This window comes from Leifsonia sp. NPDC058230, assembly GCF_042882245.1.
GTDB lineage: Bacteria > Actinomycetota > Actinomycetes > Actinomycetales > Microbacteriaceae > Leifsonia.
Window position 1 is genome coordinate 466,272 of record NZ_JBHVWM010000005.1, and the last position, 13,214, is coordinate 479,485.

The 13,214-nt window shown below is 70.3% G+C and carries 8 protein-coding genes; 5 read left to right on the forward strand and 3 right to left on the reverse strand.

Going from position 1 to position 13,214, the window contains the following annotated elements; translation table 11 throughout:
* Window positions 1-152 precede the first annotated feature (152 nt).
* Window positions 153-2,372, forward strand: coding sequence for a HelD family protein (locus ACFVV0_RS18275; RefSeq protein ID WP_387066322.1), 2,220 nt, complete (start codon window positions 153-155; stop codon window positions 2,370-2,372).
* Between the two features lie 19 nt (window positions 2,373-2,391).
* Here ACFVV0_RS18275 and ACFVV0_RS18280 read toward each other — a convergent pair whose 3' ends face one another.
* From ACFVV0_RS18280 to ACFVV0_RS18290, 3 genes are all read right to left on the reverse strand, one after another.
* Entirely contained in the window at window positions 2,392-3,060 is a 669-nt protein-coding gene (locus ACFVV0_RS18280) for a DUF1684 domain-containing protein (RefSeq protein WP_387066324.1), read from the reverse strand.
* Window positions 3,057-3,644 (reverse strand): hypothetical protein, encoded by a 588-nt coding sequence (locus ACFVV0_RS18285; RefSeq protein ID WP_387066326.1) that lies wholly within the window; start codon window positions 3,642-3,644, stop codon window positions 3,057-3,059. Before ACFVV0_RS18285 ends, ACFVV0_RS18280 begins: the two co-directional genes overlap by 4 nt.
* An 86-nt stretch (window positions 3,645-3,730) precedes the next feature.
* Complete coding sequence (locus ACFVV0_RS18290) at window positions 3,731-5,008, reverse strand: RNA polymerase sigma factor (protein WP_387066328.1); 1,278 nt, start codon at window positions 5,006-5,008, stop codon at window positions 3,731-3,733.
* Window positions 5,009-5,092: 84 nt separating this feature from the next.
* On the opposite strand from ACFVV0_RS18290, the gene ACFVV0_RS18295 reads away from it, so the two are divergent.
* The 4 genes from ACFVV0_RS18295 (at window position 5,093) to ACFVV0_RS18310 (ending at window position 13,119) form a co-directional block, all read left to right on the forward strand.
* Window positions 5,093-5,593, forward strand: coding sequence for an EVE domain-containing protein (locus ACFVV0_RS18295; protein ID WP_387066330.1), 501 nt, complete (start codon window positions 5,093-5,095; stop codon window positions 5,591-5,593).
* A complete protein-coding gene (locus tag ACFVV0_RS18300) occupies window positions 5,590-6,204 on the forward strand; it encodes a hypothetical protein (RefSeq protein WP_387066332.1) in 615 nt (204 codons plus the stop codon). Before ACFVV0_RS18295 ends, ACFVV0_RS18300 begins: the two co-directional genes overlap by 4 nt.
* A 42-nt stretch (window positions 6,205-6,246) precedes the next feature.
* Window positions 6,247-6,549 (forward strand): DUF427 domain-containing protein, encoded by a 303-nt coding sequence (locus ACFVV0_RS18305; RefSeq protein WP_387066334.1) that lies wholly within the window; start codon window positions 6,247-6,249, stop codon window positions 6,547-6,549.
* A gap of 360 nt (window positions 6,550-6,909) precedes the next feature.
* A complete protein-coding gene (locus ACFVV0_RS18310; protein ID WP_387066336.1) occupies window positions 6,910-13,119 on the forward strand; it encodes a DUF5979 domain-containing protein in 6,210 nt (2,069 codons plus the stop codon).
* The last annotated feature ends 95 nt before the right edge of the window (window positions 13,120-13,214 follow it).

The window sequence follows — 13,214 nt, forward strand, 5'->3', positions numbered from 1 at the left end:
GGGCGGATGCCCGGCGCGGCGCGAGGTGCGTTCTGCGACGCAGGGAGTCCCTCATGGACTCGCAAGTACCACCACTCTACAGGATCGGGCTCTGAACGCCTTCCAGGCTGGAGGTCGTAGACTATCGGCCCTGGATCGAGAGGGTGGTCTGCGTGCTGGAATCCGAGCTCGAACGTGAGCGCAGCGTCGTCGCAGGGCTGTACGACCGACTCGACGCACTCCGCGTCGAAACCGAGGAGAGGCTTACCCGCGTACGCCGGGAGAGCGTCGGGAGCAACCATCAGGCGCGAAGCGAGCGCGACGCGTTCGCCCGCCTCTACGAGGATCAGCTCGGCCAGCTGCGGGAGGTCGACTCCCGCCTGGTCTTCGGCCGGCTGCTGCTCGAGCATCCGGTCGACGGCACCGCCCATCGCTACATCGGCCGCATCGGCCTGCGCGACGAAGAGCAGCGCTCTCTGCTGATCGACTGGCGTGCGCAGCAGGCGAGCGCCTTCTATCAGGCGACGGCGAGCGAGCGGATGGGCGTTCGCGCCCGCAGGCACCTCACCATGAGTGGCCGCCAGGTCTCCCGCGTCGACGACGAGGTCTTCGACGAGGCGCTCCTCGACGGCGAGGACGCGGGAACCGAGGTCATCCAGGGAGAGGGTGCGCTGCTCGCCGCTCTCACCGCGCAGCGCACCGGCCGGATGCACGACATCGTCGCGACCATCCAGGCGGAGCAGGACCGCATCATCCGCTCCGACCTCCGCGGCGCCCTCGTCGTGCAGGGCGGCCCGGGAACCGGCAAGACCGCTGTGGCGCTCCACCGGGCCGCCTACCTGCTGTACGCGAATCGGCAGCGGCTGAGCACATCCGGTGTGCTCGTCGTCGGACCGTCGGTCGCCTTCCTGCGGTACATCGAGGCCGTGCTCCCGTCGCTCGGCGAGACGGGCGTGGTCATGCAGACGCTGGGGGAGCTGTTCCCGGGCGTCGAGGCGGCGGCCGACGACGAGCCGGTCGCGGCGCGGCTGAAGGGCTCCGCGCAGATGGCTCGGCTCCTCTCGCGGGCCGTCCGATCGCGCCAGAAGGTGCCCGCCGAGCCGCAGACGGTCGAGATCGACGGCGAGCGGCTCGTCGTCGAGCCCGACCTGATCGCCCGGGCGATCGCTCGGGCGCAGCGGGGCGGAAAGCAGCACAACGCGGCGCGTGTCACGTTCGTCAAGCACGCACTCAGCGAGCTCACCGAGAAGCTCGCGACGCAGCTGCGCGCGCGGGGTTCGACCATCGATGAGGCCGACCTCAAGGTGCTGCGCGAGGACCTGCGCACCTCGTACGACGTGCGCGTCATGCTCAACACCGCCTGGCTTCCGTTGACGCCGGAGAAGCTGATCCAGGACCTGTTCGCACGGCCGTCGTGGCTCGCGGAGCTGACACCGCGGTGGACCGAGGCGCAGCGGGCATCCCTGCGCCGCGACCGCTCGGAGCCGTTCACCGTGAGCGACGTGCCCCTGCTCGACGAGGCGGCCGAGCTCCTCGGGGCGTTCCCGGGCAAACCGGATGCGGGCGCCCGCGAACGGGACCGCCAGCGCAAGCGCGACCTCGAGAACGCGCGTGCGGCGATCCGGAACATGGGCGTCGAAGGCCTCGTCAGCGCCGAACAGCTGGCCGACGGATTCGCGGAGCAGGTCGACAACGGAACCACCGCCGAGCGTGCCGCCGCCGACCGCACCTGGACCTACGGTCATGTGGTCGTCGACGAGGCCCAGGAGCTGTCGCCGATGCAGTGGCGAGTGCTCGTGCGGCGGAGCCCCATGAAGTCGTTCACGATCGTCGGCGACATCGCCCAGGTGGCCTCGGCCGCCGGCGCCACCAGCTGGGAGTCGGCGCTCACCCCGCACTTCAAGGATGCGTGGCGGCTCGAGGAGCTGACCGTCAACTACCGCACGCCCGCCCAGATCACCCGCGAAGCCGAGCGGATGGCCGAGGAGGCGGGTCTGCCGATCACGCCGACGCGAGCGGTGCGCGAGGGCGATTGGCCCATCCGGCGCGTGTCGGCCGATCGGTCGCCCCTGGCCGAAGCGGTCGCGGATGCCGTTCAGGCCGACCGGGACATCGATTCCAGTGGAACGCTGGCCGTCATCGCCCCCGCATCCGAGGTGGATGCCGTGGCCGAGGCCGTCGCGAAGCGGTTCGGTGAGCTGGCGGCGCGGGGCGCATCCGGGCTCGTTCGTCCGATCGCCGTGCTCACCGGCTACGAGGCGAAGGGCCTGGAGTTCGACGCTGTCGTGCTCGCCGATCCGGATGCGCTGGCCGGCGAGACCCCGCGCGGCGCCGCCTCCCTCTACGTCGCCATGACCCGCCCGACCCAGCGCCTCACACTGGTCACGCGCTGACGCAGCCGGCTCGCGGAGGCTAGTGGCCGAGGGTGTAGCGCTCCCCGACCGGGATCTCGATCGGGAGGGTGTTGCCCGCCTGCGCGAGCGGGCACGCCCACGCGGGGTCGTATGCGCAGCTGGGGTTGTAGGCGAAGTTGAAGTCGAGCACGAGGGTCGCCTCGCCGTCGGATGCGTCCATGCCGAGGTCGGCGCCCTTGACGGTGTCGATGAGGTAGCGCCCGCCGCCGTACGTTCCCCCGGGCTTGGCAGCCAGCGCATCCTTCACCGGTACGAAGAGTCCGCCCGCGTACGATGTGAGCCGCCAGACGTCGAGCGTGCCGGCGAGCGGGATGCGCACAGTGCCGAGCAGCTCGAACGGGACCACGCCGTCCGTGCCGGTGTCCACGTCCATGCGCCGCGGCTCGGCGGGGGCGACGATCGGCACCTCGAACCGCCAGTCGGGGTCGTACGGGACGACCGGGAGTCCCGTGAAGTCGACGTGGTCCTCCGGCAGGAGCGGGGTCGCCGGATGCGACGAGAAGAGGTCGTTGCGGCAGGAGATCCAGTGCGCGTGGGCGGTGGCCGGGTCGGTCGCAGCGAGCTGGCGCACGGATGCGTACATTCCGAAGACGCGGCGGCGCCAGTCGGCGGTCTGTACGGCGGTGACGGCGCGGGAGCCGGTCGTGGCGGGGATGTCGGTGCTCATCGGGGGTCCTCCGTGGTCTCGGGATGCTCAGAATCGATGGGTGGTGCGTCGACGGGCGCCTCCGGCGGCGGCGGATCGTACGCCCAGGTCGGTGCGAGGCGGCGCAGCTGAAGTCCCCGCCACTGCCAGAACGCCCAAAGGGTGTACCAGGCGATCGGTGTCACGATGCCCGCGTGCACCTCGAGCTTGTCGCGGTAGAGCGTGCGGACCCGGCCATCGGCGTCGGGCCCGGCGGGGTCGGGCGCGATCGCCATCCGGTGGTCGAGGTGGGGGATCGCAGCGAGCAGGCCGCTCGTGCCTCCGCCGCTGTCTCTCAGGATGCGCACACCCGGCTCACGCGAGCCGATGGCGTTCAGCCGGATCGCCTGCGTTCCGACGGTGACGGCGCCAAGCGCGCGCACGCGGACGCGGTGCTCCTCGGTGCCCCACACGGTGGGGAGCGTGCCGCTCTCGGGAAGCACGTCGATCCAGGGCATGGCCACCTCGCGGAACGCGGTCGGGCTCTGAAGTGCCCGCCACGCCGCATCCGGGTCGCAGTCGAGGACGAACTTCAACAGCACGCGCATCTCCACAGTCTCGCGCATCCGTCTCCCGCCCTCCAGACCGCTGATGGTTTCAGCGGCAGACGGTCAGCGTGCGGCGGGGGAGCTCGGCGTCCCGCGGAGGCGGCTCAGCAGTCCGCGGCGCGGGCGAGCAGGAGGGCGCGCTCGCGCAGGTTGGAGGTCAGGGCGGCGGCGTTCTCGAACTCCTGGCGGGCCTCGGGCGTGCGGCCGAGCCGGAAGAGGAGGTCGGCCCGCACGCTCGGGAGCAGGTGGTAGCCGGAAAGCGCGCCCTCGCGCACGAGGCCGTCGACGACGTCGAGGGCCGCCTGGGGGCCCGAGGCCATCGAGACGGCGACCGCCCGGTTGAGGTCGACGATGGCCGACGGCATCACCTCGGCCAGAGCGCCGTAGAGCGAGACGATCTGCTCCCAGTCCGTGTCATCGGCGCTGGGGGCGGTCGCATGGCAGGAGGCGATGGCCGCCTGCAGCGCGTACGGACCCCGTCCTCGAGCGAGACGGTCCGAGCGGGCGAGCGCTCGAACCCCGCGTCCGATCAGGATGCGGTCCCAACGCGCCCGGTCCTGATCCTGCAGCAGCACCGGCTCCCCGCTCGGCGCGGTCCGCGCCCCGAGCCGGGACGCCTGGAACTCCATGAGCGCGACGAGCCCGTGCACCTCCGGCTCCTGCGGGGTGAGCTCGGCGAGCACCCGGCCGAGCCGCAGCGCCTCATGGCAGAGGGATGGGCGGATCCAGTCCTCCCCGGCGGTCGCGGAGTACCCCTCGTTGAAGATCAGGTAGATGACCTCGAGCACCGACCCGAGGCGCGCGGGGAACTCGGCGCGCTCGGGCACCTCGAATGGGACCCGCGCCTCCGAGAGGGTGCGTTTCGCGCGGGAGATCCGTTGCCCGATGGTGGCCGACGGCACCAGGAAGGCGCGGGCGATCTCGTCGGTGGAGAGCCCGCCCAGGAGCTTGAGCGTGAGTGCGACACGCGACGGCTTCGTGAGCACCGGGTGACAGGACACGAAGACCAGGCGCAGCAGGTCGTCGTCGATGGGCTCTTCGACCGCCAGCGCAGGATCGTCGGTGCCGAGCTCGGCCTCGAGGTCGTGGGCGAGCTGCGTGTAGCGGTCGTCGAGACGCTCTTTCCGTCGCCAGCCGTCGATCGCGCGGCGTTTGGCCACGGCGGTGAGCCAGGCGCCCGCGTTGCGGGGAACACCCGATTCCGGCCACTGTTCGAGGGCGGCGACCAGCGCATCCTGAGCCAGCTCTTCGGCCACCCCGACGTCGCCGACCAGCCGCGACAGGACCGCGATCAGTTGGCCGGACTCGATGCGCCAGACGGCCTCGATCGCCTGACGGGTCTCGGCCGCGAACGGCGCGTCCCGGCCGCCTCCTCGCGCCACTTCGCCTCCTCTGCCCGTGCCGCGATCGTGTCGAGGTCGGGGGTAACAGTCTTTCGTGACGGGGGCATGCGCTACAACTGGAGCATGCCCATCCGGTTCTGGCTCGGAGTCGTGCAGCGCGAGCACGTGCTGCGCGGTGTCGCGGGCGGGTTCGCGCAGGTGAACCACGGCGCGAAGGCACCCCTGGCGCGGATGAACACGGCCGACGGCTTCGTCTACTACTCTCCGAAGACCTCGTACCCCGACGGCGACCCGCTCCGGGAGTTCACGGCGATCGGCCGCATCGCCGATGATGAGGTGTTCCAGGCCACCCAGGGTGCGACCATGCGCGGTCCGGCGGGCGATTTCCTGCCATGGCGCCGCCGCGTCGACTGGGAGCACGAGGCGGTCTCGGCGCCCATCCGGCCCCTCCTGCCGGTGCTCGAGTTCACTCGCGACAATCCGAACTGGGGTTACCAGCTCCGCCGCGGCGTGATCGAGATCTCGCGGCACGATTTCGACGTGATCCGGCAGCAGATGCGGCCGCCGTCACCGGACGACCCGCGCGCGAGAGGTCGCTCCGGCCGGGCTACGATGGCCCGGTGACCGAGCCTTCGACCGCCCAGCCCCGAGTTCAGAACACGCAGCACGCGCAGACCTCCGCGCACGCGCAGACCAAATACCAGGTCCGCTTCGACTGGGGCGTCGACGGCGCTGCGACGGTCGGACAGGACGCCGACATCGTCGTCTGGGTCGACGTCCTGCCCGCCGAGGAGCCCCCGATCGCGTCCCTCCTCGCCGTGCTCCCCGCCTCGACCGCCGTCGTCGCCGGTGGCTTGAGCACGGCATCCGCCGTCGCGCGCTGGATTCTCGATGAGCAGGTGCGCCTCGGCCGTCGTGCAATGGTCTCGATCGTGGCCGCAGGAGCGGTGACCCCGACGGGAGCTCTCCGCTTCACTGCCGAGGACCAGCTGGGCGCCGGGGCGGTGATCGACGCGCTCGCCGTGGCGGGCATCGACTACGCGTCGCCGGAGGCCGCCGTCGCGTGCGCCGCATTCACGGGACTGCGAGGTGCGGTCGCTCACCTGCTCACCGCATCCGTCTCGGGCCAGGAGCAGGTCGCGGCCGGTCGCACGCCGGCCGAACTCGCCCCGCTCGGCCGGGTCGACACCGAGACTTCTGTGAGCGTGCTGCGAGCGCCGACAGCTTCGGAATGATCGGCCGGAGCGCCACGTTGGCGCTCGTGGAGGTTTTGATCTATGAAAGCTGTTCTGAACAACACCGTGATCGCCGAAGCGCCCGAATCGGAGCTCGTCCGCATCGAAGGCAATTGGTATTTCCCGCCGGCGAGCGTCAACACCGCGTTCCTGGAGAAGAGCACCACGCCCTACACCTGTCCGTGGAAGGGTGAGGCGCAGTACTTCTCCGTGAAGGATGGAGAGGCGCTGCTGCAGGATCGTGCGTGGAGCTATCCCACGCCGTACCCGAGCTCGTTCGATCGCGTCGGCCAGGACTACAGCGGCTACGTCGCGTTCTGGAAGGACGTGCAGGTCGTCGCCTGAGACGTTCGGCACACCGGGCCCCTCTCTTCGGAGAGGGGCCTTTTTATGTCCTCCATTTGGAGGACTGTCACCACAAAGTGGGGTACACAGACCCTTCCAGTCCCGACCGCTCGGCCGATATAAAGGAAAGACAGAGGAAACTCCCGGGACCCTAACCGGGAGTCACTCGCTGAGAGGGTTCACCCGATCCTCTCCTCGCGGGTGTTACCCCGACCTCCGTGTACCCGAGAACCCGAATTCGTGACCCTTTTTGCGTTCCCCCCTGCCCAAAATCACCCGAACCGCACTGAGAACCGAACCAGAGGAAAGCATCGCGACTCCCGGCCGCTCGCCAAGTGGCGTCTGAAGCGCTTCGGCGCAGTGACGGTCGCCCTGGTCGTGGCCCTCGTCGGCGGCACCGTGCTCGCAGTGCCCGCATACGCAGCGGATGCTTCGCTCACGATCGAGAAGACCGTGAACGACGTCAAGGCGGTCACGATCGCGAACGGCGACGAGTTCCAGTACGCGATCCAGGTCGGCTGCGACGACAACGACTGCGCCGACGCCAAGCTCGTCGATCCCCTTCCGGCAGAGTTCGACGGGTTCGAAATTCTCGGCACCTCGGTGACTCCGGCCTCCCAGCCGGCCACGAAGACGCTCACCGGATGCTCGACCACCGTCAGCGCGAACTGCCTGCTCGAGGTGACCTTCGAACAGGCGCTCGAGGCCGGCGGTGTCGGCATCGGCGCGGGCCGCACGTACCTGGTGACGGTCTCCCTGAAGGCTCCGCAGAGTCTCACGCCGTCCTGGACCTCCAACGATGTCGCCGTTCCGAACACGGCGACGGCGACCTCGTCCACCGCACCGACGGTGACGTCGACGGCCGACGTGACCGTCAGCATCCCGGTGGCGGCGGATGTGCAGGTGGGCAAGACCTGGACGCCCGCGAACCAGCAGTTCGCCCCGGGCACGGCGTCGACGGTCGATCTCACGGTGAAGAACACCTCGAACGTGCTCGCAAGCAGCCTCACGCTTCAGGATCCCGTCACCGCCGACGACTCCGCCTCGACGCTCGACGCGGCCAACCCGTTCGCGGTGGTCGACTTCGCCGGGTTCGGAGCTGTGACGCTTCCCGCCGGCGCCGACACGGTGCAGGTCGATGCCTACGTGCCGAACGCGGGCGCCACGGCGTGGCATTGGGCGACCGGTCCTCCGACATCGGCGGCCGGCATCCAGCTCCCGGCCGGCGTGAACGCCGGCGATATCGCAGGCCTCCGCTTCACCTTCACCAGCTCGACCGGCGCGACGATCGCCGTCGGCGGCGCGGCCGACGTTCCGGTGAACGTCGTGCAGCGCGCGACGAACCGCATCAGCAACGCCTCCCTCGTCAGCGGCGCCACCGTCACGAACAAGGTGTCCGGCTCTGTCGCGGTTCCGGGTCAGGCCGTCGTCACCAAGCAGGCACAGGCGCCGTACACAATCGGCGCGCTGAACGTGAAGGTCAGCGCGGGTAAGACGATCTCGCCCAGTCGCATCCCGGCTGGCACCACCGCGACCGCGACGATCACCGGCAAGAACGGCTCGAACGGGCCGCTGAGCTCGCTGACGCTCAGCGACCTCGGCTACTTCACCGACACGCTCGCCTTCGGCGGGTTCTCCGCCCCGCTCTCGTACCCGACGGGCGCGACCGGCGCGAGCATCGTCTGGTACTTCTCGGCCGGAACCCCGGTGACCGATCCGGTCGCGAACGGCGGAACCCCGATCGTTCCCGCCCCGGCCGTCTCCGGCGCGCACCTCACCGGCTTCGAGCTCCAGTACACCGGCGCCATCGCTGCCGGTGTGACCGCCACCGCGCAGTTCGCGATCGCCCCGACCTCCGACTTCGTCGCCGTGGACGGCGACCCTGTCGGTGTGACCAACACGCTCGGGGTCGGCGGAACGAACGCGGCCGGGTCTGCAACCGCATCCGCGACCGCACCGCTCACGATCTTCTACCCGGAGATCAAGCTCGTCCTGTCGAAGTCGCTCAAGCCCGGTGGCGCCGTCGCCCCCGGTGCGACCGTCGTCGCCCAACTGCCGACCACCACCTCCACCGACTCCGCCTATGTGCGGCCGACCACGATCACGGTCGCGGACGAGTGGCGCAACGGCACGGCCGGCGACTTCTTCAACGCCTTCAACCCGATCGCCGTGGCGCCCACCCAGGTGCCGCTCGGCGCGACGCTTCAGGTGGAGTACACGACCGACGGCGGAACGACATACACGACCCTCCCGGCCGGCGACGGAGCGACAGCGCAGATCTTCCGTGCCACGTTCCCGGCAGCGGATATCGCGAACATCACCGGCGTGCGTTTCATCTTCACGAAGGCCGACGGCTTCGCCCAGGGCACGCCGGTCACGCCGGCGGTGACCTTCCAGGCGCGCGCCACTCTGCGCTCCGACGGCCAGCCGACGTCGGTTCCGGATGCGGCACCGAGCGTCTACGAGAACCTCGGCACCGCAGACGCGACCGCCGGCCCCGGCGTGAAGACGACCCAGGCTACGGCAACGGCGACCGGCTCCATCGTCACGCACTCCGGCGACAACGGATCACTGGGTGCGTCGAAGAAGTGGACCAAGCCCGACCTCACCGGCTCGGTCGACATCCTCGACTCGCAGTCGGGCGAACAGGCCGGCACGGTGCTCGACTGGGGTGTGACGGATACCGGCTACAGCTCCGTCGTCGTGAGCGACCCCGCGAGCAACCCCGATCAACCGGCCACCACCATCTTCAACGCGTTCGATCTGAAGCGGATCGCCCCCGTCTCGTTCCTCTCGCAGCCGCTTCTCCGTTGGGATCAGGTCACGGCGATCGAGCTCTACCGGAACGGAGCCTGGACGCCGGTGCCGAAGCCCTCTGGCGACTGGATGACCGCATCCGGATTCGCGGGCTACACCCTCACCGACGCCGAGTCGGCCACCGCCACGGGCGTGCGCATCACGGTCGAACCGGATGACGCGGCGAGGCGCGCGAGCACGGATGCGCTGACCGCGCCTGTCGGCTCGGGCATCGCCACCGTCTCCTCGACCGAGACGCGCTCCTTCGGTCTCGTCTGGCAGTTGCGCAACGTCGTCCGCGTCGACACCACCCCCTCGGATCCGTGGGTGACCTCTCACCGCACCTTCAACGACACCCAGGCCGGCGCGATCTGGAACCGCAGCTCGGTCTCGGGCGTGCAGAACGGCAGCCCGGTCGGTCCGGTCGGCGCCGAGGACAACGTCTCGCTCATCGACCACCCGCCCGTCGTCAACGTGACGAAGACGAGCGCACGGTCGACGATCGTCGTGCCGAAGTCCACGGATGTGGACCCGGGCGACTATCCGCGGAACGACTTCACCGTCGTCGCGACGAACGGCTCTTCCTCGCGCGCCTCCTACCTGCGCGTGACCGATCCGTCGCCTTGCGCCACCGGTGCCATGGGCGACTGCGTCTCCGATGCCTCCGCCTGGGCGGCCGATCCGTTCGCCGGGAAGACCTACACCGACACGAGTCCATACGAGCGCCTGAACCTCACCAAGATCACGTTCTCCGTTCCAGCGGATCAGGTGGATGCGAACGCCTCGCTTGTGACGCTCTGGCACCGGGCCGCCGACGGCACGCTCAGCACGAGCGTCGTCACGATGACCGCCGCAGCCGCACTGTCGCCGGCGGATCTGCTCGACGTCGTCGGCGTGAGCGTCGTCTACCAGGGGACCGACCCCGCCGCAGACGGAGGCTCCATCGTCTCGGGCACCCCGCTGACGATGACGCTGAGCACGCAGGTGCGCGTCACGCAGCGCAGCGATCCCGACCAGGATGTGACGGCGATCCACATCGACACGGAGGCGTTCAGCCAGAGCTACGACCCGGTGCTGTACCCCTCGGGTCAGCAGTCGCGACCGAGCGACAGCGACGACGCCGACCTCACCCTCACCACGGGTGTGCTCGATGTCACGGCGGCCAAGTCCTTCTCGGTGCCGAGCCTTCTCGAGCGCGACCGCCACAACCCGGTCGCCGTCACCCTCACGGCCACGCAGGGGAGCGCATCCGTCGCCACCAACCAGCTGACCGTGACGGATGACGACCAGGCCTTCTGGAACAACTTCACGCTGACCGCCTTCAACGCCGCGGACGTGACCATGCCGGCGGGTGCCGACCAGGTTCGCGTCGACGTGCAGACCGGCGGGAGCGCGACCTGGATCGCCGGGACTCCGGCAGCGACGGCCGCCCTGCCGACGATCGCGCTCGACCAGGTCACGGGCATCCGTTTCGTGTTCATGCGGGCCGACGGCGGGCTGTTCAGCCGGATGGCCGTGCCCGACGACTACACCGCCCGCGCCGTGCTGCGCGTGCAGCTGCTCGACGCCGCACGCGACGGCTCGGCCATCGCGTTCCCGTCCACGCTGAGCGACACGGTCGCCGCGGTCTCGCACCGCACCGACGATCCCGCGGTGTTCGCCGACGCGGTCGACGACGCGACCGCGGACATCCTGCTGCTTCCCGGTACGTTCTCCCTCGACGTCGCCAAGACCCCCGCCGGGAACACGCACACGGTGAGCGTCGGTGACCCGAACACCTGGACCGTCACCTTCGCCAACACCGGCACGGGCTACCTCGACGTGACCGACCTCGTCGACACGCTGCCCGCATCCCTCGCCTGGGACGGCGAGGCGCCGGCGTTCAGCACTACGACGGGCGGAACGCTCTCGCTGTCACCGGCGGTCGCCCTCGACGCCGGCACCGGCAGGCTGACACTGACCTGGCCGGCCGGCGGCGCGCGCATGTCGCCCGGCGAACGGTTCACGATCGGGATCGGTCTGGTGCTGCAGCCCGGGCTGTCCGGAACCCAGCGGGCCACCAACCAGCTGGTCGTGACCACTGCTCAGACTCTCATCGCGTGCACGAACACCTCCGGAAACGGTCAGGGCACGCTCAGCGGGCTCGCCGCGAACCAGTGCGGCACGACCAACTTCGTGCAGCCGGTGACAGGCCCGTCGCTGTTCACGGTCAAGGGCGTGAAGGGCGACGTCGTGAACCGCACAGTCAGCGGCGCGGTCAACCCGAGCGCGCCCGCAGCGACCTGCACCCCCGACGTCGACGGCTACTACACCAGTCCGTGCGCCGCGAACACCGTCGTCGGCGCGACGGACGAGTGGCGGGTGCGCGCGATCAACAGCGGAACGGTGACCTACGACTCCCTCGTCTTCGTCGAGCCGCTGCCGCACACGGGTGACCGGATGCTCGCCACCGGCTCCTCCAGAGGATCCACCTACCGCCCGGTGTTCGACCCGACCTACGGACTCTCGTACGACGCCCCGGCCGGAACCACGGTCACCTGGCAGGTCACGACGGCGGACTCCGTCTGCCTGACCTCGACCGGCACGACCGCGTGGCCGACCGACCCGACCTGCGACGCGCATCCGGTCGCCGCCGAGTGGATCGACTCGACCGTGTTCGCCGCCTCGGGCGACTGGTCGGCCGTCACCGGCATCCGCGTGACGATGGACTTCTCGACGACCGCGACGCACACGCTCGAAGCAGGCGGGATCGTCACCGCGCGGTATCGCACGGTGAACCGACCGGCGACGGCGACCGAGACCGACGGAGCCCCTGTCTCGATCGCGTCTTCCGCCTCGTTCGCCTGGAACCAGTTCGGCGCCACCGCCGCTCTCACCGGCGGCGGGGAGGTGCGGCGCGCACCCGTGAAGGCGGGCGTGACGCTGGCGACCGGTCCGCTGCAGATCGACAAGCTGCTGACCGGCAGCGCGGTCTCGGCGGCGCCCGACGAGTTCCTCGCGGATGTCGCGTGCACCGTCGCCGGGGCGCCGGTCGACCTGGGGAGCTCGGCGACGTCGGTGCTCGCGAAGGCGACGGGATACACAGTGCGCATCGACGGCATCCCCGTCGGCGCCGACTGCACGGTCGCCGAGGCGGGTGCCCCGGGCAGTTACGGCGAGGCGGGACGCTCCATCAGTACCGGCGCGGTGGCCATCGGCCCGGCCGGAGTCGGAGGCGCCGTGCCGAGCGCGCAGATCGTGACGATCACCAACACCTACGAGTTCGGCCAGCTCACGATCGCGAAGACCGCGAACACCGCAGCCGTCGATCAGCGGGGTGAGGTGACGTACACGATCGCCGTCGCCAACGTCGGAGCCCTCGATGCCACCGACTTCGACGTGGTGGACACGCTCCCCGCGGGATCGACCTACGTCTCGTCGAGCGCGGGCGGAATCGAGACGAACGGTGTGGTCACCTGGCCGATCTCCGCGCTCCAGAAGGGCGATCGGATCGCACTGCAGGTGACGCTGTCCTTCGCGGACGCGGGCGACTTCGTGAACCGGGCGACAGTGACCACTCCGCCCGTCGGTCCGTGGACACCTCCGCTCGTCAGCGATGCTTGTGGTGACGATCCGGACAGCTCCTGCGCTGCCGTGGTCGTGACGGATCCGCCGGCGATCCTGGCGAAGACGGGATCGGCCATCGACGGCTGGCTCATCGCCGCCTGGGGCACGGTGCTGACCCTCCTCGGCGCTGCGCTCGTCGCTCGCCGAACCCGCCGCCGGGCCGGATAGCCCGTCGAGTCGCGGGGGGGGGGGGGCGGGCGCCCGCCGCCGGCACCCGCGCTGGGGGGCCGGCGGCGGCGGCGGCGGGAGAGGGGGGGGGCGCG

Excerpts from the sequence above, each read along its gene's own strand:
- ACFVV0_RS18305 (WP_387066334.1), top strand. The coding sequence starts at position 6,247 with ATGAAAGCTGTTCTGAACAACACCGTGATCGCCGAAGCGCCCGAATCG.
- ACFVV0_RS18285 (WP_387066326.1), bottom strand. The coding sequence starts at position 3,644 with ATGCGCGAGACTGTGGAGATGCGCGTGCTGTTGAAGTTCGTCCTCGAC.
- ACFVV0_RS18280 (WP_387066324.1), bottom strand. The coding sequence starts at position 3,060 with ATGAGCACCGACATCCCCGCCACGACCGGCTCCCGCGCCGTCACCGCC.
- ACFVV0_RS18295 (WP_387066330.1), top strand. The coding sequence starts at position 5,093 with ATGCCCATCCGGTTCTGGCTCGGAGTCGTGCAGCGCGAGCACGTGCTG.